The sequence below is a fragment of the Dyella sp. GSA-30 genome (genome assembly GCF_027924605.1).
Classification (GTDB): Bacteria; Pseudomonadota; Gammaproteobacteria; order Xanthomonadales; family Rhodanobacteraceae; genus GSA-30.
This window is the reverse complement of record NZ_AP027042.1, coordinates 805,656-825,436: the sequence shown is the minus strand read 5'-3', so window position 1 is coordinate 825,436 and position 19,781 is coordinate 805,656. Positions and strand designations below refer to the sequence as shown.

General features: G+C 63.5%; 19 protein-coding genes. 12 read left to right on the top strand and 7 right to left on the bottom strand.

Translation table 11 applies throughout. The features are described 5' to 3' along the window. Positions 1 to 4 precede the first annotated feature (4 nt). Positions 5 to 1,009: a LacI family DNA-binding transcriptional regulator gene (locus QMG46_RS03680; protein ID WP_281852799.1), complete on the bottom strand. Its 1,005-nt coding sequence runs from the start codon at positions 1,007 to 1,009 to the stop codon at positions 5 to 7. Positions 1,010 to 1,438: 429 nt separating this feature from the next. Here QMG46_RS03680 and QMG46_RS03675 point away from each other — a divergent pair, with 429 nt between their 5' ends. The 6 genes from QMG46_RS03675 to QMG46_RS03650 all read left to right on the top strand — a co-directional run bounded on the left by QMG46_RS03675 (position 1,439) and on the right by QMG46_RS03650 (position 5,795). After that, a complete protein-coding gene (locus tag QMG46_RS03675) occupies positions 1,439 to 1,900 on the top strand; it encodes an SPFH domain-containing protein (RefSeq protein WP_281851120.1) in 462 nt (153 codons plus the stop codon). A gap of 118 nt (positions 1,901 to 2,018) precedes the next feature. After that, a complete protein-coding gene (gene rsmG / locus QMG46_RS03670) occupies positions 2,019 to 2,651 on the top strand; it encodes a 16S rRNA (guanine(527)-N(7))-methyltransferase RsmG (protein WP_281851119.1) in 633 nt (210 codons plus the stop codon). An 85-nt stretch (positions 2,652 to 2,736) separates the two neighbouring features. Then, complete coding sequence (locus QMG46_RS03665; protein WP_281851118.1) at positions 2,737 to 3,594, top strand: ParA family protein; 858 nt, start codon at positions 2,737 to 2,739, stop codon at positions 3,592 to 3,594. Between the two features lie 2 nt (positions 3,595 to 3,596). Beyond that, positions 3,597 to 4,475: a ParB/RepB/Spo0J family partition protein gene (locus tag QMG46_RS03660; protein WP_281851116.1), complete on the top strand. Its 879-nt coding sequence runs from the start codon at positions 3,597 to 3,599 to the stop codon at positions 4,473 to 4,475. 148 nt (positions 4,476 to 4,623) lie between these two features. Then, on the top strand, positions 4,624 to 5,340 hold the full coding sequence (locus tag QMG46_RS03655) for a glycosyltransferase (RefSeq protein WP_281851115.1): 717 nt from the start codon (positions 4,624 to 4,626) through the stop codon (positions 5,338 to 5,340). 86 nt (positions 5,341 to 5,426) lie between these two features. Next, positions 5,427 to 5,795: a DUF488 domain-containing protein gene (locus QMG46_RS03650; protein WP_281851114.1), complete on the top strand. Its 369-nt coding sequence runs from the start codon at positions 5,427 to 5,429 to the stop codon at positions 5,793 to 5,795. Here the strand turns inward: QMG46_RS03650 and QMG46_RS03645 are convergent. After that, positions 5,773 to 6,720, bottom strand: a complete 948-nt coding sequence (locus QMG46_RS03645) for a patatin-like phospholipase family protein (protein ID WP_281851113.1) — start codon at positions 6,718 to 6,720, stop codon at positions 5,773 to 5,775. The two genes, QMG46_RS03650 and QMG46_RS03645, sit on opposite strands and share 23 nt — an antisense overlap. Positions 6,721 to 6,736: 16 nt before the next feature. Beyond that, positions 6,737 to 7,720 carry a helix-turn-helix transcriptional regulator gene (locus QMG46_RS03640; RefSeq protein WP_281851112.1) on the bottom strand — a complete coding sequence of 328 codons (984 nt, stop codon included), beginning with the start codon at positions 7,718 to 7,720 and terminating at the stop codon, positions 6,737 to 6,739. Positions 7,721 to 8,013: 293 nt separating this feature from the next. On the opposite strand from QMG46_RS03640, the gene QMG46_RS03635 reads away from it, so the two are divergent. Then, positions 8,014 to 8,856 (top strand): hypothetical protein, encoded by an 843-nt coding sequence (locus tag QMG46_RS03635; protein WP_281851110.1) that lies wholly within the window; start codon positions 8,014 to 8,016, stop codon positions 8,854 to 8,856. A gap of 84 nt (positions 8,857 to 8,940) precedes the next feature. Further along, positions 8,941 to 9,768, top strand: a complete 828-nt coding sequence (locus QMG46_RS03630; protein WP_281851109.1) for a DUF481 domain-containing protein — start codon at positions 8,941 to 8,943, stop codon at positions 9,766 to 9,768. A 179-nt stretch (positions 9,769 to 9,947) separates the two neighbouring features. Here QMG46_RS03630 and hemC read toward each other — a convergent pair whose 3' ends face one another. The 4 genes from hemC to QMG46_RS03610 form a co-directional block, all read right to left on the bottom strand. Next, positions 9,948 to 10,868, bottom strand: a complete 921-nt coding sequence (gene hemC, locus QMG46_RS03625; protein ID WP_281851108.1) for a hydroxymethylbilane synthase — start codon at positions 10,866 to 10,868, stop codon at positions 9,948 to 9,950. A gap of 77 nt (positions 10,869 to 10,945) precedes the next feature. Continuing rightward, entirely contained in the window at positions 10,946 to 11,650 is a 705-nt protein-coding gene (locus QMG46_RS03620; RefSeq protein ID WP_281852798.1) for a LytR/AlgR family response regulator transcription factor, read from the bottom strand. A 23-nt stretch (positions 11,651 to 11,673) separates the two neighbouring features. Then, entirely contained in the window at positions 11,674 to 12,729 is a 1,056-nt protein-coding gene (locus tag QMG46_RS03615; protein ID WP_281851107.1) for a sensor histidine kinase, read from the bottom strand. 28 nt (positions 12,730 to 12,757) lie between these two features. Further along, entirely contained in the window at positions 12,758 to 13,420 is a 663-nt protein-coding gene (locus tag QMG46_RS03610; protein WP_281851106.1) for an alpha/beta hydrolase, read from the bottom strand. A 224-nt stretch (positions 13,421 to 13,644) separates the two neighbouring features. On the opposite strand from QMG46_RS03610, the gene QMG46_RS03605 reads away from it, so the two are divergent. The 4 genes from QMG46_RS03605 (at position 13,645) to QMG46_RS03590 (ending at position 19,762) form a co-directional block, all read left to right on the top strand. After that, on the top strand, positions 13,645 to 16,080 hold the full coding sequence (locus QMG46_RS03605; protein WP_281851105.1) for a S9 family peptidase: 2,436 nt from the start codon (positions 13,645 to 13,647) through the stop codon (positions 16,078 to 16,080). Positions 16,081 to 16,362: 282 nt separating this feature from the next. Next, positions 16,363 to 17,736, top strand: coding sequence for a serine hydrolase domain-containing protein (locus tag QMG46_RS03600; protein ID WP_281851104.1), 1,374 nt, complete (start codon positions 16,363 to 16,365; stop codon positions 17,734 to 17,736). 59 nt (positions 17,737 to 17,795) lie between these two features. Continuing rightward, positions 17,796 to 19,004: a sensor histidine kinase gene (locus tag QMG46_RS03595; protein WP_281851103.1), complete on the top strand. Its 1,209-nt coding sequence runs from the start codon at positions 17,796 to 17,798 to the stop codon at positions 19,002 to 19,004. Next, positions 19,001 to 19,762 (top strand): LytR/AlgR family response regulator transcription factor, encoded by a 762-nt coding sequence (locus tag QMG46_RS03590; protein WP_281851102.1) that lies wholly within the window; start codon positions 19,001 to 19,003, stop codon positions 19,760 to 19,762. The genes QMG46_RS03595 and QMG46_RS03590 overlap by 4 nt, the downstream gene beginning before the upstream one ends. Positions 19,763 to 19,781 lie beyond the last annotated feature (19 nt).

The window sequence follows — 19,781 nt, the reverse complement described above, 5'->3', positions numbered from 1 at the left end:
GGCGTTACGATCTCGAAGACTTGTTGCTGGAACTTCGTACGACCAGATCGGCGTCGACGCGCTGCCCCGATCGCGCGGGTCGTTCGCCGTTTTCGATATGTGCAGCCAGTTCGTTCAGCGCTTCTTTTCCCAACTCGGCGATGCGCACGCGCACCGTCGTCAAAGCCGGCGTGACGTAGCGGGCCATCGGCACGTCGTCGAAACCGGCTATCGCGATGTCCTCGGGAATGCGCAGTCCCGCTTCGCGAATGGCGGCCATGCAGCCGATCGCCATCATGTCGTTGGCAGCAAATACCGCATCGGGGCGCGGCTGCATCGTCAGCAGCTGTTGCCCGGCGCGATAACCCGAGTCCTCGTTGAAATCGCCCGGCAGCACGATCGCCTGACGCCCCCGTTCGGCCATGACTTCTCGATACGCCGCTTCGCGTTCGGCCACGTCGCGGTTCTTCGGCGGACCCTGGATGAACGCGATCTGCCGGTAACCGCCGTCGAGCAGATGCTCGGTCATCAGGCGTGCGCCGCCGTGGTTGTCGACCGATAGCGCCGGATAGTCGTCGCCATCGAGCACGGTGTTCATCAGCACCGTCGGCAAGCCCACCGGCAGGTTCTGGCGCAGGAACGCCACGTCGGCGTGCGGCGACATCACCAGCAAACCGTCCACCCGGCCCTGCATGGCGCGCAACGCGGCGGCCGCTTCATCGGCATCGTCGTGCGAGCTGGACACCAGCAGGTGCAGGCCATGCGCTCGAGCCGCCAGATCGATACCGCGGATCAGCTCCGAAAAGAATTCGCCGTACAGGTCAGGCAACAGGGCGCCGACGGTATGCGTGCGGCGGGTGATCAGGCTGCGCGCGGCGCCGTGCGGCACATAACGCAGGCGGGCGGCGACCTCGCGGATACGCTCGAGCGTGTCGGCCGTGACGCCGCCATGCCCGTTGAGCGCACGCGACACCGATGCCACTGACACGTTGGCTTCGCGCGCCACGTCTTTGATGGTCACTGCCACGATGTGAGAGCCCCAGTGGATGCCGCGGGAACGACTTCGGGCGCAACGTAAACGTTTTCATGAAGCCTTGTAAAGCTTTTGCAAATCAAAGACTTTGCTGCAATGCAATATGTTTGAAGCACGAATTTGCCCCTTTTTCGAGTGATTTGCCGGGATTTGGCCATTGAGGGATGGCCTGCCCGGGAGTGTGGCGACGCAACAACTTGCCTCACAAGTTTTTCCGCGTAGGCCATGAAGAAGACGGCGATCCGGCCGATAACCCCACTAAGGCCGACGTTTTCGGGAAAACGGCGTCCGATCTAGGCCAAAGGTCGACTGTAAAAAGTCATCAGAATGTCGTTAAATTCTGATTAATCTAAGGGCAGGCAAGTCGCTGTACCCTAAACCTCCTGCAAAAAGCGAACTTAACCGCGATAACTACTTGTTATTCCTATGAACACTGTGCTCCTACTCATCGCTGCGACTTTTCTGCTGGTACTGGCTGCCAGCGCGGTGAAGCGGGTGCCTTCGGGACAGGTAGTGAGCGTGTATCGCCGCGGCAAGCCGAGCCGCCTGTTGCAGCCGGGTACCCATCTGACCCTGCCCTGGGTCGACCGTGTCGGCCACCGCATCGATCTGAGCGGGCAGGTGCTGCGTTTCGAAGAGCCGCTGGCTGACGCGCACGACGTGCGCGGCACGGTGTACTGGCAGGTGCTGGAGCCGGAGCGTGCGGATGCGGTCATCGACCAGGTCGACCAGCTGATCCGCCGCGGGGCACTCGCCGCGCTGCGCGACGAACCCGAAGCACTGCAGGCCGACCGCCGCGACTTGAACACACGACTGAAGCTGGCCATGAACAAGGCGCTGCGCGAACGCGGCATGATGGTGACACGCGTCGAGCTGGACATCGCTTAAAAGATTCGCGAAACAGAATGCGAAAGCCCGCTACGGCGGGCTTTTTTTGTGGATTCACCTTGGCTCGGCATAGCCGATGCCGAGATACTCTCGATCTTCGCTCCGAGACGATTTGCCGATGACCGACCGCGCCGTTTTGCAAACCCAGCTCGAAAAAGGCATCACTACGCTTGGCTTGGAGCTATCCGGTGCGGCGATCGATCGGTTGCTGGATTACCAGGCCCTGCTGCAACGCTGGAACGCTACATACAACCTGACGGCGGTGCGCGAAGCCCAGGAAATGGTTTCGCGTCATCTGCTCGATTCGCTCGCGATCCTGCCGTTCGTACGGGGCAGCAGTTTGGCCGACCTGGGCACCGGGCCCGGTTTGCCGGGTATCGTGCTGGCTATTGCCGCGCCGGGACGCGAGATGCTGTTGGTCGATTCCAATGGCAAGAAGGTGCGCTTCCTGCGCGAGGCGATCCGTTCGCTTAAGCTTGAAGGCGTACGTGCGGTGCAGTCGCGTGTCGAGGCCGTCGAGGGACAGTTCGACTGCGTGACCGCCCGTGCCTTTGCCAGCTTGGCAGATATGCTTGGTTGGGGCGGTCATTTGCTGGCGCCCAATGGGGTCTGGCTGGCGATGAAGGGTAAACGGCCCGATGATGAACTGCCGGGCGTACCGGCTGGTTTTACGGTTCAGGCGACACATGCTTTGAAGGTGCCCGGTGTCGATGGTGAACGACATTTGCTGGAAATTGGCCGCACGCCTTAGCTGGATACCCTTGCGGACAGGCTCTAAAGCTGAACCAATGGTACTCTAGCTCCCCTTTTCACTTGCGCACGGTATCGACCACTCCATGGCCCGCATCATCGCTGTCGCCAACCAGAAAGGCGGGGTTGGCAAGACCACCACCGCCGTCAACCTCGCTGCAGCCCTGGCGGCTGCCAAGCGCAAGGTGTTGTTGGTCGACCTCGATCCGCAGGGCAATGCCACCATGGCGTCCGGCGTGGACAAGCACGAAGCCAAGCCCAACGGCTGCGAAGTACTGCTGGACGAAGCCACGCTCGATCAGGCCATCGTCGCGACCGAAGGCAACTACGACTTGCTGCCGGGCAATGGCGACCTGACCGCGGCCGAGCTGAAACTGATGGACGCGATCGCACGCGAGAGCCGTCTGAAAGAACAGCTGGCCAAGCTGGGCGACAAGTACCACACGGTGCTGATCGATTGCCCGCCGTCGCTGCATCTGCTCACGCTCAATGCGTTGACCGCCGCCGATGCCGTGCTGATTCCGGTGCAGTGCGAGTATTTCGCACTGGAAGGTCTGTCCAGCCTGCTCGATACGATCAAGGCCGTGCGTCAGCGCTTGAATCCCAAGCTGGAAATCGAAGGCCTGCTGCGCACCATGTACGACGTGCGCAACAACCTCGGCAACGAAGTGTCCGCGCAGCTGACCCAGCATTTTGGCGACAAGGTGCTGCGTTCGATCATTCCACGCAACGTGCGCCTGGCCGAGGCGCCCAGCCATGGTCAGCCCATTCATCTGTACGACCGTAGCTCGCGCGGCGCGATTGCCTATATCGGCCTGGCCGGCGAAGTGATCCGTCGCGAACGCGGCCTGGCTGCGGGCGCGGCGAGCGAACCGGTACCGGCAGCGCAGGACGATGGCGACGATGTCGCCCTCGATAGCGCTGTCGATATTCATCAGGAGTAAGCATGGCAGCAGCGAAGAAGCGAGGATTGGGCCGCGGACTGGACGCGCTGCTCGGCACCGGTGCCGAGACCGACAACGCCAAGCCGAATGTGCTCGAGCAGGAAGGCGAGCTGCGCACGTTGCCGATCCATCATATTCAGCCGGGCAAGTACCAGCCGCGCCGTCACTGGAACGACGAAGCGCTGGACGAGCTGGCTGCGTCGATCCGGGCGCAGGGGCTGATCCAGCCGGTGGTGGTGCGCTCGATCGGGCCTAACAGCTACGAGCTGATCGCCGGCGAACGCCGCTGGCGCGCGGCCCAGCGTGCGCAGCTCAGCGAGTTGCCGGCGCTGGTCAAGGACGTGCCCGAAGTGGCCGTGCCGGCGATGGCGCTGATCGAAAACATCCAGCGCCAGGACCTGACACCGCTGGAAGAAGCCGATGCGCTCAAGCGCCTGATCGACGATTTCGACCTGACCCACCAGCAGGCGGCCGACGCGGTCGGCCGTTCGCGTGCGTCGGTATCCAACATGCTGCGCCTGACCGAGATGCCCGAGTCGATCAAGCGTCTGCTCGACGAGGGCAAGCTGGAAATGGGCCACGCCCGTTGCCTGCTGACCCTGCCCGAGCGTGATGCAGAGCGGTTGGCCCTGGAGGCGGCACGTCATGGCTGGAGCGTGCGCGAGCTCGAAGAAGCCGCACGCCGCGCGCAGACGGCGCCCAAGGGGAAGGCCAAGAACGCGCCGCCGCGCGATCCGAATATCGCCGACCTGGAGCGCCAGCTGGGCGAGCGTTTCGCCACCCGCGTCGAGCTGGCCCATGGCCGTGGCGGCAGCGGCAAGCTGGTGATCCACTATCACAGCAATGACGAGCTGGAAGGGATCCTGGGGAAAATCCGTTAAAGCGAGTAGTGAGAGACCAGGAGTGAGGAGAGAGAGTAAAGAGCAGGCTCTCACGCGTTTCCTACTCTCGATCTCTCGTTACTAGTTCCGTTCCTCGCCGGTACAGCCGGCCAACATAGAATTCGCTCTTCGTACCAAGGTCGCTCCCATGTCCCAGCTATCCGTCGTCGTGCCGGTCTTCAACGAGCGTGACAATATCCCGCCGTTGCTTGCCGAAATCGCTGCCGCCCTGCGCGGCAGGATCGAGTTCGAGATCATCTACGTCGACGACGATTCCAGCGACGACAGCGTCGCGGTGCTGGCAGCGGAAAAAGCCAAATACCCCGAGTTGCGCATCGTGCGCCACCTGACCCGTAGCGGTCAGAGCACTGCGGTGTGGAACGGGGTACATGCGGCGAAGTCGCCGTGGATCGCCACGCTCGACGGCGATGGCCAGAACGACCCGGCCGATATCCCGAAACTGCTCGCGGCACGCGATGGCGCGGCGGCGGAGATCCGGCTGTTCGCCGGCTGGCGTACGACCCGCCGCGACAGCTTCAACAAGCGCATCTCCTCGAAGATCGCCAACGCGGTGCGGTCGAGCATGCTCAAGGACAACACGCCCGACACCGGCTGTGGCCTGAAGCTGTTCGAACGCAGTGTCTTCCTGCGTCTGCCCTACTTCGATCACATGCACCGCTACCTGCCGGCCCTGGTCAAGCGCGCCGGCTTCGCCAGCCAGAGCGTGCCTGTCGGCCACCGCCCGCGTACCGCAGGCAAGTCCAAGTACGGCATGCTGGATCGTCTGTGGGTGGGCATCGCCGATCTGCGCGGCGTGGCATGGCTGATGCGGCGCGCGAAGGTGACGCGGGTCCAAGAGCTGTAAGCTCACTGGGGTTACCTGCTTTCGCACCACCTCTACCTTCGCCGCGCGTATGCTATCGGCTTGATCATGCGTCGAGCGGGTCGTCCATGAGCATTGCCGTCAAGCGTATCTACGAGCCAGCCGCCAAGGCCGATGGTTATCGTGTATTGGTCGATCGTCTATGGCCGCGCGGTCTCAAGAAAGAAGATGCCGCGCTGGACGAATGGGCCAAGGAAGTCGCGCCCTCGCCCGCCTTGCGCAAATGGTTCGGACACGAACCGGCGCGATGGGATGCGTTTCGCCATCGCTACGCCAGCGAGCTCGACGCGAAGGCCGAATTCTGGCGGCCGCTGGCGACGCACGCGATGCATCACAAGCTGACGCTGCTGTTCGGTGCGCGCGATGAGGAACACAACGGTGCTCTCGCGCTGAAGGCTTATCTCGAAGCCTGGCTCAAAGTTCACGGTCCGCGTTGACCGATAAGCCGGCGGGTTTCCAGCCGGTCATCGCCAACCGCGTGCGTTCGCGGCCCAACGCGATCAGCTCGTGCGCACGGTAGAACTCGTAGGGGGTCGATACGTTGCGTGGCAACTGAACCAGGAGATCCGGTTCGTACGCAGCCATGCGTAGCCGTGACAGGTTCGATTGCATCAGGTCCATCGACTGGGTCAGCAGTTCGAGCAAGCCTGGCTCACGCGGTTTCTCGGCGCCGTGCGGGAGCAGCCGGCCGAGAAAACCGCCCACACGACTGCGCGCGCGCTGCGATCCGGCTTCGCTGGCATCGACCGCGGTTTCCGGCGAGGCCAATTGGGGCGGCCCGTCGAGACTTACCGCGATCAGATAATCGGCCGGTTCGCGAATCAGCGGCGTGACCGGCAACGGATTGAGCAAGGCGCCATCGACCAGGCGGCGATCGCCAATGACGTAGGGGCGAAATACGGTCGGGATGGCGATCGACGCGCGAATCGCATCAAACAGCGGCCCGCGTGTCAGCCACACTTCGCGCTCGCGATCGATATCGGTAGCCACCGCGGTATAGGCCAGCGGCAGTTCCTCGATCAGCACATCGCCGACCAGTTCGCGCAGCCTCCCGATAATGCGCTCGCCCTTGATCAGGCCGCCGCCGGAAAAGGTCCAGTCGACCAGCTTGAGCACATCCATCTTCGCCAGCGTGGTGACCCAGTCGCGATAGATATCGAGCTTGCCCATCGCATACACGCCGCCGATCAGCGCGCCCATCGAGGTGCCGGCGATCGATGTGATCTCAAAACCGCATGCCTCGATTTCCTCGATGGCGCCGATGTGCGCCAGGCCTTTGGCGCCACCGGCACCCAGGGCAAGCGCGACGGTGGGTTTGCGAGGTTGGCTGATCGAGGTGTCGACGATGTCCGTGAGGCTCATATCGGGGAGAGGGCGATCAACGTGGCGGCTGACGGTAGGTGCCCAAGGCCAGGTCCAGCAGGATCTTCATTTCTTCGCGCAACGAGATCGGCGCGATGATTTCCGCGTCCGGACCGTACTTGAGCACGTCCATCAGCAATTCCTTGGAATTGGAGTAAGGCAGTTTCAATTCGTACTTGCCGTCGGACAGCCATTCGCCCTTTTGCTGCGAATGCCAGTGTTCGTCGGCGACCCAGCGCGCGGCATGCTCGGAGAACCGCACGGTTGCCCAGGCTTTTGGTTTACCGGCGAAAATGCCGTAGCTCGAGGCCAGCATTTCGTTGAGATCGTTCTCGGCCACGTCGATGGCGAGCGCGTCCTGTGCCTGCGGTTCGACGATGCGGTCGACGGCGAAGCTGCGCAGCGCCTCGCGATCGTGGTCCCACACATCCAGATACCAGTTGTCGCGGTAATGCGTCAGCCGCTGCGGCGATACCGTACGGCGGCTGTCGGCGTTGGTGGTGCGTGCGCGATACCGAAAGCGCAACTGCTTGCGTTCGAGCACGGCGCCGGCGACGGTGCGGAAGACCTGCTGGTCGAGCTTGCGCTCGCCCCAGGAAATCACCCGGATACGTTCGATCGGCAAGGCCTTGCCGCTGCCCTGGTCGGACAGCAGGTGCTCGATGCGCGCCTTGAACGGTGCCAGCGCGCCGGCTAGCACGCCGGGGCCGGAGCGACCGATCAGTTCGTTCAAAGCCAGCAGCGCGGCCAGCTCGTCCGAAGTCAGCCACAATCCGGGCAGTTCGAAGCGCTCGCCTTCGCCCTGCTCGTAGCGAAACGCGGCGTGTTCGCCGCCCGCGCTCTCGATCGGTGCGCCCAGCGCGTCGCGCAAGAAAGCTACGTCGCGATAAAGCGTGGCGCGCGAACACTCCAGCTCGTCCATCAGACGAGGCAGCGGCACCGGATAGTGCGCCGACTTGAGCAAGCGGTGCAGGGTGAGAATGCGCTCGTAACGATCCATGAAATAAAGTGTCTGTTTAGAACTTCCCCTAGCATGGGCATGCGTAGAGACACTAGCAAGTCCAGGACGTCATCCCCGCACTCGCCGTGAGACTGTGTTATTAAAATCAGTTCACAGTTCGGGTCGGGGTACTCCCGTGGAATCCAGACCGGTCCGCGAATCCAGCGGGCATTCTTCACTGTCGTTTGCCAATAGCGCGTAAAGGATCGATGGAGCACAGCGGCGAGATATCCCCAAGCGATGTGAAACTGCATCGCCAAAGCACAGGCCAACGGCATGGACTGGATGCCGGCTTGCCTCGCATGTTGCTGGAAGTACTGGCATTTACCGGCTATGGCATGTGGATGCTGCTCGGCCTGGCGCTGGCTTTGGGCATCTACAGCAGCGGGCGCGGCGAGTCGTTGGTACCGCTCTCGTTGGGCGCGGGTTTTGTCACCCTCGGTTTGCTGGTTGCCTGTCTGCGCCTGCCGGCGGTACCCGATTGGCATGGCTGGCGGATGGGTCGTGGCAGTCGTCCTACGCGCGAGGCCATGGTCGCCCTGCTCGCCTACCTGCCGATGCTGGCGGTGGCGGCTCTTGCTCGCGGCGACAACGATTTCTGGGCCACTCGTCTGGCGGGTGCGGCCCTGACGCTGGCGAGCCTGGCGGCGCTGATTTACACCGCGCACGGTTTTGGCGTCCGTCGCGCACCCGAACTGACCCAGGCCACCTCGCATCTGCCGATCAGCCGGGTGGTGTCGGCGTGTTATGCCGGTGGTTTGTGGCTATGGGTCTGCCTTGCCGCGCAGGACGATCAGATCACCATGGGCAGCACCTTGTATTGGGTGTTGAGCCTGTTGGTGCTGGCCTTGTTACTTGGTGGCGTGGAGGGCATGCGTTGGCGCGCGCTGCAGGGGCAGGGTCTTGAATCGAATGCAAAATCGCGGCGTATCCAGCCGCTGACGCCGGCGCGTTTTCTTGCGGCGGCATTGGTCTATGCCTTGCCCTGCGTGGCATTGCTTGCCACGGGCTTCGAATGCGCGCCGCTGTGGCTGGCGGTCATGGCCGCAGTCGCCTGCGGGCTCGGTAAAACGCTGGAACAGCGCCTGTATGAGTTGGCGCTCGCCAGGCGTTCTCGCGAAACCGGCCCGATCTGAACCCTGCCGGTTTTGTTCACTGCACATTCAATCGGCTCCGTTAAGGTTCATGATTACTTTTATTTAACTATGTGGATCGATCCAATGAAAAAGACCTTGATCGCCAGTTTGGTGCTCGCAGCCCTAGCGAGCACGGTTCACGCCCAAGATGCCGGTACGCCCGGTGGCACTGCTTCCAATGCGGCCAATAACGGCGGCTGGAGTGGTTCGGGCGAATTTGGTTTCGCCTCTTCGCGCGGCAATTCGCGTACGGACAACGCCAACGCCAAACTCACCCTCAACCAGGAAAACGAGCTGTGGAAGAACAATTTCTTCTTCACCGGTCTGCGTTCCAAGGGCGAGGTGCAGGTACAGGACAACGAAGGCAACACGATCAACCGCCTGAGCACCACCGCCAACCGTTACGACGCCGGCGCCTCGGTCGGCTTCAAGCTCGACCCACGCAGCTATATCGTGGGTGCGGCGCGTTACGACCATGACGATTTTGGCGCCAACCTGTGGCAGGGCACCGTTTCGATCGGCTACGGCTACGTGGCGCTGAAGAACGAAAAGATGGAGCTCTCGTTCGAAATCGGTCCCGGTTACAAGGAATATCGCCCCGCCGACCAGCAGGTCACCCTGCCCGATGGTTCGATCGAGCGCGTGCGTCAGGACAGCCAAAGCGAACCGGTGGCGCGCGGCCTGGTCAACCTGAAGTACCGCCTCACCGGCAACACGGCGTTGGAAGACACGCTGCTGATGGAAGCGGGCACCAAGAACAAGTATTACCAGAACGATATCGGGCTCTCGGTCAGCATGACCAAGAAGCTTGCGGTCAAGTTGGGCTATCAGGTTCGCTACAACAGCGACGTGCAGGTCGGTATCAAGAACACCGATACGTTGGCGACGACGAATCTGGTTTACAACTTCTGATGGTTGGGGGGCTTTGTGCGAGCGAGAGCCCCCCTCACCCCAACCCTCTCCGCCGGCGAAGCCAGGGGAGAGGGAGCAGGTTACGGAAATTCGAAACGTTGAGGATCTACTCAGTCAGACTCCCTCTCCCCTGGCTTCGCCGGCGGAGAGGGTTGGGGTGAGGGGGCGGCTCTGAATCCTCAATGCCCCGCAAGCAGCTCCCCAGCTCCTTGCAGGAATAGCGCTTCAGCCACGCGCTGCCCCAACCCTTCGGCATCGTCGCTACGCCCTTCGAGCGCGGCGTGCAGCAGGCGCCCGCTTTGCGCATCGCCGACCATGCCGCGCAGGTGCAAGCCGTGTTCGGTCACTACGCACCAGCCGCCCACCGGTACGGTACAGCTGCCGCCGAGGGCGCGATTCATCGAGCGTTCCGCGCTGACCGTCCAGCGGGTTTCCTCATCGTCGAGAGCGCGGAGCAGCTCCAGTACCGCCGGTTGATCGCTGCGGGCCTCGATGGCGATGGCCGCCTGGCCAGGGGCGGGCAGCCAGTCGGGAGAGGTCAGGCGGCTGCGAATGCGCGAGGCAAGACCGAGGCGTTCGAGTCCTGCGCAGGCAAGGATGATCGCGTCGTAGTCGCCGGCGTCGAGCTTGTTCAGACGCGTGCCGACATTGCCGCGCAGGTCGAGCAGCACCAGATCCGGTCGCACGGCGCGCAATTGGGCCTGGCGTCGCAGCGACGACGTGCCGACACGTGCGCCTTGGGGCAGCGCCGCCAGGTGGTCGTAGTCGTTGCTGACAAAGGCATCGGCGGCATCGGCGCGGGGCAGGATTGCCGGCAAGGTAAAGCCCGGTTCCAGATCGGCGGGGACATCCTTGAGCGAATGCACGGCCAGGTCGGCGCGGCCTTCGAGCATGGCCACCTCGAGCTCCTTCAGGAACAGTCCTTTGCCACCGATGGTAGCCAGGGGCTTATCGAGGATTTCGTCGCCGCGCGTCGTCAGCGGTACCAGTTCGAAATGCAGCGACGGATGCGCGGCACGCAGTTCGGCGGCTACATGCTCGGCTTGCCACAAGGCGAGCGCGCTCTTGCGGGTGGCGATGCGCAGGATGGAAGGATTCATGGTCGGGCACGACGAAGGAAAGCCGTATTGTTGCGTAAAAACGGTTGTCGAGTTGTCGGCGAATGGTCGCGGGCCGCTCAGCCCATTCGCAGCAGCTTGCGCAGTGCGGGCAGGTTGCGCCGGCTGACCTCCGGCGTCAGCTCGGTACCGCCCAGACGCGCTAGCACCCGTCCGTCGGTCAGGGTTCTCAGCCCAAGCAGGCGCTGGGTCGGTACCAGGCAGTTGCGATGCAGGCGGACCAGATGCTCGGGATAGGCTTCTTCGAGCTGGCGCAGCGATTCGTCCAGCAATAGCTGGCCGGCGCGATGCTGGACGACAACATATTTTTCTTCGGCCAGCAGGCAGATCACTTCGTCCAGCGCGATGCGCACCTGTTCGCCATGCTGGCGGCCACGCAGATAGCGGGTCGACTCGCGCGGGGCATGGTTGAGACGAAGACGGGCGCGTTCCAGCGCGTCGCGCAGGCGTTCGAGGCGCACGGGTTTGAGCAAATAGTCGATCGCGCCCAGGTCGAACGCCTGCACCGCATGGTTTTCGTACGCCGTGCAGAAGATCACCTGCGGGCGCCCGCGACTGGCCAGGCGCCTGGCCAATGCAATGCCGTCGATGCCGGGCATGTTGATGTCCAGCAAGAGCAGATCGGGCTGTGAGGTGTCGAGCTCGTTCAACGCTGCGTCGCCGTCAGCGACGCTACCGGCGATCACGATGTTGTCGCATTCGCCCAGCAATGCTGCCAGGCGCGCGCGCGCCAGCGGCTCGTCGTCGACGATGAGCACGCGCAGCGCGGTAGTGGTCGACGTCGTCATCAAGGTGTTTCCGGCAATTGCACGCGCACACAAAAGCGCCCATCACGCGGCCCCGCATCGACGCGTGCGCGCGGGCCGTACCGATAGGCGATACGTTGGCGGACATTGTCCAGGCCGTGCCCGGTGCCCGGTTCGGAAGGCGTGGCGGCGAGCGGATTTTCGATATCGATCACCAGACTCTTGTTCTCGCGGTAGCCGCGCAGCACGATCTGGCCACCTTCGCGCGACGGCTGAATGCCATGGCGTACGGCATTCTCCACTAGCGGCTGCAACAACAAGCGCGGCAAGGGGTAATCGGCGGGCAGGGCATCCAGCTCGCGCCGCACTTGCAGTCGCTCGCCCAGGCGCAACTGCTCGATAGCCAGATAGCGATCGACCAGGGCGAGCTCGTCGGCCATCGTGCCGTCGCGCGACTGGTGCTGGCCAAGTGCCGCGCGGAACAATTCAGAAAGATCTTCTACCGTGCGTTCTGCCGCATCCGGATCGACCCGCACCAGGGCGGCCACCGTATTCATGCTGTTGAACAGAAAGTGCGGACGAATGCGTGCTTGCAGGGCGTCCACCTGAGCGCGGCTGGCCGCTTCAAGACGCGCCTGCCACTGCGCCAGCACGTAGAAGTAACGCAGCACGGCCGCACCCAACAGTGCAGCGATCAGGACGCTGTCGCGCACGAAGGCAAGATTGCTGGTTTGCAGCGCCTCCATCCGTAAGGACGTTGTCACCCAGTGAGCCAGCGCGCTGGCCGGCGCGACGATCAGCAGAATCCACAGCCATGCGCCGACATACGACAGTGTTCCACGCAGTCGCTGCAACCAGGGCCGTAACTTGCATAGCGTGAGACCGAGCACCAGCATCAACCACTCGATAAACAGTACACACAGAGAGTAGCCGCTCCAACTCATGCCGCTGGCGGCGAGCCAGACCACGGTGGCAGTCAACGCGCCGATCACCAGCAAGGCGAAGATCACCGGAAGACTGCAGAAATCCGGCAGCGGTGCGTTATCGGTGAGGGGGCGGCTGGTGTCGCGCATGGGCGACAGTATGCCCAAGAGCATCGAAACTCGTCTGTGTAGCGGGTCCGCCTCAGGCGAAGCGCTTACCAAGCCAGTCGCGCAGATCGGCGATTTCTTCCGCACAGACGGAATGCGGCATCGGATAGGTGTGCCATTCCACCTTGTAGCCCAGCGATTGCAACAGATCGCGGGAGGCGACGCCGCGGCTCAGGGCGACGATCGGGTCGCCCGTGCCGTGGCCCCAGAAAATCGGTATCGATGCGTTGGTCTGGCTACGTTCCGCCGGAAAATGCTCCTGCATCGGCAGATAGGTGGACAGCGCAATGATGCCGGCCAGCGGTTTGGCATGGCGCAGGCCGGCGGCCAGCGCGATGGCGCCGCCCTGGGAAAAGCCGGCCAGCACGATGCGCTCATCCGGGACACCGCGGGCATTTTCCTGGGCGATCAGTGCTTCGACCGCTTCGATCGACGCGCGCATGCCGGACTCGTCCTGACGCAGCAGCAGATCGATGCCGACGATGTCGTACCAGGCGCGCATCGGCATGCCGCCGTTGATCGTGACCGGCCGCACCGGCGCGTGCGGAAAGACGAAGCGCAGCGCAGGCCAGTTGGGCGCGATCAGCTCGGGCACGATCGGTGCGAAGTCGTTGCCGTCGGCGCCCAGGCCATGCAGCCAGATAATGCTGTAAACCGGCTGGGCGGCGGTTTCGCGTTCGACGGTCGGCAAGGTCATGCGGGTCTGGCTCATTGGCTGGCGGGGAGGCGCGCCGATCGCGGCGGGCTCACATGCGAAACGCATGATCGCGCGATTGGCTGACGTGCCCGATAAAGACGCGCCGGATAAATGCGGCTAACCGCCGAGCGTAGCGGCAACGGCGCCACAGGGAAACCAACCCTTGGCGCTTGCGGCAGCGGCGGCCATGGTTATGCTGTCCGGTTTCGAACAGGGAGCTTCCCATGCGCCGAATGTTTGTCGCCGGCCTGGCCGCCTTGGCCGCGCTGCCGTCTGCCTTTGCCCAGTCCGCTGCAGGCGGCCCGCTGGACCTGGAAACCATCATGGCCAATCCGGACTGGATCGGCGCCGCGGTCGAGCAGCCGTACTGGAGTGCGGACGGCCATGCCGTGTACTACGCGCTCAAGCGCGACGACAGCAAGGTGCGCGACCTGTATCGCGTCGACGTGGCCAGCGGACAGTCGAGCAAGCTCGATGCCGCGGCACAGGCGCAGGCCGATGGCCCGTCGGTGTTCGACCGCGAGCATCGTTACGCGGCATTCGTGCGTCATGGCGACATTTTCCTGGTCGAGCTTTCCAGCGGCCGGCGCCTGCAGGTCACCCGGACGCCGGAAATCGAATCGGCACCGCGCTTTTCCAGCGACGGTCGTGCGCTGCAATTTCGCCAGGCCAATACGTGGTTCAGCTATGACATCGCCGCCCGGGTGGTCGCGCCGGCCGCGCAGCTGAAGTTTGCCGACGACCCGAAAGACAAGGACAAGAAAACCAACGACCTGACCGATGACCAACTGCGTCTGTTCAAGGCATTGCGCCAGAACAAGGCTGACAAGGACGGCCTGCGCGACAATGACGACGCGCTGGCAGCGGTCGACCCGACTCGTGCGCCCGAGCCGATCTATCTGGGCGACAAGGCCGACCTGCTCGATGCCGAGCTATCACCGGATGGTCGTTGGATGCTCCTGGTCACCCAGCCCAAGGACGCCAGCGAGGGCAAGAAGCCGCAAGTCACCCATTACGTCACCGACTCGGGTTACGCCACGCAACAGGAAACGCGCGTCTACGTGGGTCGCAACGATCCCACGCCGCAGTCGCTGTTGTTGGTCGATCTGAACCAGCGTAAGAGCTATCCGCTGGCTACCGGCGACCTGCCCGGCATCAAGGACGATCCGCTCAAGGCGCTGCGCGCCAAGGCCATCGCGGAGCTGGAGAAGAACGGCAAGAAAGACCAGGCCAAAGCGCTCAAGGCACCGGACGAGCGTGCCATTCGCATCGTTGCCGACGCGGACGACGGCGGTGGCGGCGGCATCGTGTGGAGCGACGACGGTCACAACCTCGCCATCCAGCTGCGCGCGATCGACAACAAGGATCGCTGGATCGCCAGCGTCGACTTCGCCAAGCATGCGCTGGTCAATCAGCACCGTCTGCACGACGATGCCTGGATCAACTGGAACTTCAACGATTTCGGTTGGCTCAAGGACAACCGCACGCTGTGGTACATGAGCGAAGAAACCGGCTATTCGCAGCTCTATACCAAGACGCTTGACGGCAAGGCGCGTGCGCTTACCCAGGGCAAGTTCGAAGTCAGCCATCCGCAGCTATCGGACGATGGCCAGTGGTTCTACGTGCGCTCCAACAAGGTCGCTCCGTACAGCTACGACGTCTATCGCGTGCCTAGCAATGGCGGCGAGCTGTCGCGTCTGACTCAATACCAGGGTATGGACGATTTCCTGCTGTCGCCGGATAGCAAGCAATTGGCCGTACTGCATTCGTCGCCTTATGTGCTGGCGCAGCTTGCCGTGCAGGATGCCGCCGGCGGTACGCCGCGCGAATTGACCAGCACCATGAAGCCGGCGTTTAGCGCGCACGCATGGATCGCACCGCAGATCGTCGAAGTGGCGTCCTCGCACGGCGCCGGATCGATCTGGGCCAAGTACTACGGCCCGGCCGATCCGGCCGCGGCCGCCGGCCGGCCCGCGGTGATCTTCGTGCATGGCGCGGGTTACCTGCAGAACGTCACCTTGTCGTGGTCGAACTACTTCCGCGAGCAGATGTTCCACAACCTGCTGGTGCAGCAAGGTTATGTCGTGCTCGACATGGACTACCGCGCCTCCGAGGGCTACGGCCGCGCGTGGCGTACCGCGATCTATCGTCAGATGGGTCATCCGGAGCTGGAAGACCTGCTCGACGGCAAGGCGTGGCTGGTCAAGCAGCACGGTATCGACGGCAAGCGCATCGGCATCTATGGCGGCAGCTACGGCGGCTTTATGACCGAGATGGCCTTGCTGCGTGCACCGGGCGAATTCGCCGCGGGCGCGGCCCTGCGTCCGGTCAGCGACTGGCGCCTGTACAACCACGAGTACACCGGAGACATACTCAACGACCCGCAGCTCGATCCGGAGAGCTATCGCATCAGCTCGCCGATCGAGTTCGCCGACAAGCTGCAGGATCCGCTCCTGATCCAGCACGGCATCATTGACGACAACGTGCTGGCGGAAGATTCGATCCGCCTGTATCAGCGTTTCATCGAGCTGCACAAGAAGAACTTCTGGATTTCGCTGTATCCGATGGAGCGGCACGGGTTCGTGCATCCTGATTCGTGGCATGACGAATATCGGCGAATCGATGAGTTGTTCGAGACGTATGTGAAGCCTGCGAAGTAGAGGGAAAGAGCCCCCTCACCCCAACCCTCTCCCCCGGCAGAGCCAGGGGCGAGGGAGCAAAAGCTCATGACGTTGAAAACTTACCTCAGTCGGCCCCCTCTCCCCTGGCTTTGCCGGGGGAGAGGGTTGGGGTGAGGGGGAGCCGTATCGCAGCGAATGCATCCAGGATTCATCCGCTCCAGCACCGTTTTGTCACGATGACAGCCGACTTCGTCGCATGCTCCGGCGGGACATCGGTTGATCGGCCAAGCTGCCGGCACCTTCCCGATCCGGTGACATCAGATGAAACACGTACGGAAGATCCTGTTCGGTGCCTGCGTGGCGTATGCGGGCACGGCAACCGCGATGGCCGACGATCAACTGCAGCACGTGCTCGAACAGCGCTTTTCGGGCGATCGCACGGGTGTGTGCGTGGAAGCGGCGATGATCGACCACGATCATGTCGCACGCGGCGCGGTCTGTGCCGATCCCTCGCAACATGACCGCATCGGCGCACGCAGCGCCTTTGAAATCGGTTCGGTCAGCAAGACCATGACCGCGGCCTTGCTGGCCGGGCTGATCCTGCAGCACAAGGCATCGCTCGACGATCCGTTGTCCGCGTGGTTGCCGGCAGGCAGCAAGGTGCCCGATTTCGACGGCCAGCCGATCCTCTTGCGGCATGTGGTGACGCATACCTCGGGCTTGCCGGGCCTGCCCTCGCGCATGCATCCGGCCGACCCGGCCAATCCCTATGCCGATCTGGACGACGCGACGCTGCTCGCCTCGCTGGGCGACGTAAAGCTGCAGCAGGCGCCGGGCGCGCAGTTCGCTTACTCCAACTACGCGATGATGTTGCTCTCCTCCGCGCTGGCCCGGCGTACCGGTACCGACCTGGAGAGCCTGCTGCGGGAACGCCTGTTCGGCCCACTCGGCATGAAGCATGCCTACATCGCCAAAGCGCCCGAGGGCGTCGTTCCAGCGACGGGGCACTACCCGAACGGCACGGTCGCGCCCGCATGGGCGTTCTCGACCAACCTGGCGGGTGTCGGCGGTGTGCGTGCGACCCTGGACGACATGATCCGCTACGTGCAGGGCGAGCTTGGCCAGGGCAAGATCGATGCTGCCACGCTGGCGGCGTTGCGACTGACGCAGCAGCCGGTAAAGACGGCCTCGGGCCGACCGATGGCCATGAACTGGATGCTACCCAAGCTTGGCCAGGCCACCATGGTGATGCATGAAGGTGGTACGGGCGGATTCTCCTCGCTGGTGGCCTTCGACCCGGCCAGCCAACGCGGCGTGGTGCTGTTGGCCGACACGTCGCTTACCAACACGGGCGGCCTGGGCGACGTGGCCCTCCCGCTGCTCGATCCGACCGTGCCATTGCGTCATCCACGCCGCAGCGTCACCGCGCCGCCTGCATTGCTCGACGCGTTGACCGGCGACTATCGCTTGCAAAACGGCATGATCATGACGCTGCGGCACAAAGGCGATGCGCTGACGGTGCAGGTGCCGGGCCAGCCGGAATTCACCATGGGCTACGACAGCGTTGGCGATTTCTATCCGCTGAAGCTCGATGCCCTGCTGCATCCAGACGGCCATGACCGCTTTCTCTGGAAGCAAGGCGGTGGCGCGATGTCCGCCGAGCGTGTGGTAGCGCCAGCCACGAAGACACCGTGATATCTGTGCCGCGCAGGCCGCCGCACTCGTCGGCCGAGCGACGCGGTAGGCTTCATGACATGCCGATCCGTCCATCGCTCGACCAGCCTTTGCCCCCTGCCATGCTCGCAAGCGGCAATGGCTGGTGGGTCCGTTATCGCCACTATCCGGTCTTCAGCCGCCGCTGGTGGCTGGGCCGTTGCGTGCGCTTCGGCGCGGTCAGCGCGGTATGGGCATTGATGAGCGCGCTGGGCGTATGGTTCGTTTCGCGCAATATGCAAGCCGGTCTGCAAGGCGCGCTCCCGCTCTTTGTGGCGTGCATCACCATCACCTGTCTTGGGCCGACCCTCGCCACCATCGTCCGTCATCAAGCGTGGCCGGATGTTTGGGAACGCGTTGCGCTGGTTCTGGCCATCCTTGTCGGCGTCGCCGCCAGCCTTGCCGTCAATCGATGGGCGTCGTGGTCCATCATGGAAGCCTTCCGGTCCGCGCATATGGCGCCGCCTGCCCGTCCTTCTGCGGCCGGTGCCGGATCGGCCGCATTGGTCGGGGTATTTACACTGATCAATGCGGCTATCTACGGCATGCTGGGAGGAGGCATGGCGTTGTATGCCTATCTGGAAGAACAACGGCGCTGGGAAAACTCGGCGCGCGACAGCGAACTTAAAGCAGCGCACGAGCAACGCCAGCAGGCCGAATGGCAGCTCGGACTGTTGCAGGCGCAGGTCGAGCCGCATTTCCTGTTCAACACCTTCGCCTCGATGCGCGCGCTGATCCGCAGTGAACCCGATCGCGCCGAACACGCCATCGACACCTTGGTGGATTACCTGCGCGCCACCATTCCGCGCCTGCGTGAACAGGACGGCAGCATCGCCAGCAGCCTGGGCGAGCAACTGGATCTGTGCGCGGACTATCTCGAATTGATGCACGTGCGTAGCGGTGGACGGCTCGGTTACCAAGTGAACGTCGATACTGCGTTGCGCAGCCGTCGCTTTCCGCCACTGTTGCTATTGACGCTGGTGGAGAACGCGATCAAGCACGGTATCGAAGGCCGCCCGGGGCCGGGTACGGTGAGTCTGGACGCGCAACGCACAGAGCATGGCCTGCGTGTCAGCGTTGCCGATGATGGGCTCGGCTTGCGCCTTGGTCCCGGTCAGGGCGTGGGCCTGCATAATCTGCGCAGGCAACTGATGGCCCGTTATGCGGGCCATGCGACGTTCGAGTTGCGCAACCGCGAAGGCGGCGGTGCGGTGGCGATTCTCGATGTCCCGGATGAGGGCGAGGCATGACCTCCACAGTACGCGGCATGGTGGCCGAGGACGAGGCACCGCAGCGCCAGGCGTTGTGTGCGCAACTCAAGGCGCACTGGCCGACGCTGGACCTGCTGGCCATCTGCGAGGACGGCGATGCCGCCAGGGTCGCCGTTGCGCAATATCGTCCGCAGGTGGCTTTTCTCGATATCCGCATGCCTGGCACCAGCGGGCTGGATGTCGCGCTCGATGTCGTCGCGCACGGTGGCCTGGCGGTTTTCATTACCGCCTACGAGGACTACGCGATCCGTGCCTTCGAGGCCGGCGCCATCGACTATCTGCTCAAGCCGATCCAGGATGCGCGGCTGCAACAGACGATACGACGCGTGCAGGAGCGCCTGAGCCGGCCCACAGACGGGTTTGCCGCCCAGCTCGAAGCGGTCGTGCGTCGCCTGCAGCCTGCCAGGCCTGCGCCGATGCGCTGGATCACCGCCAGCGTCGGCGACAGCGTGCGCATGTTCGATATCGACGAAGTGCTCTACTTTCAGGCGCAGGACAAGTACGTGCGGGTGGTGACCGCGGGCGACGAGGCAATTATCCGTACGCCGCTGAAGGAACTGCTCGACATGCTCGATGAAGACACCTTCTGGCAGATCCATCGCGGCACCATTGTGCGCGTGTCCGCGATCGCACGCTTGCGCAAGAACGAACTGGGGCGTGCGGAGCTTGTGCTCAAGCAGCGCGCGGAGGTGCTGGCCGTCGGCGCCAGTTACCTGCATCGTTTTCGGGGGATGTAGTGCGCTAGCGCGGCGTGCC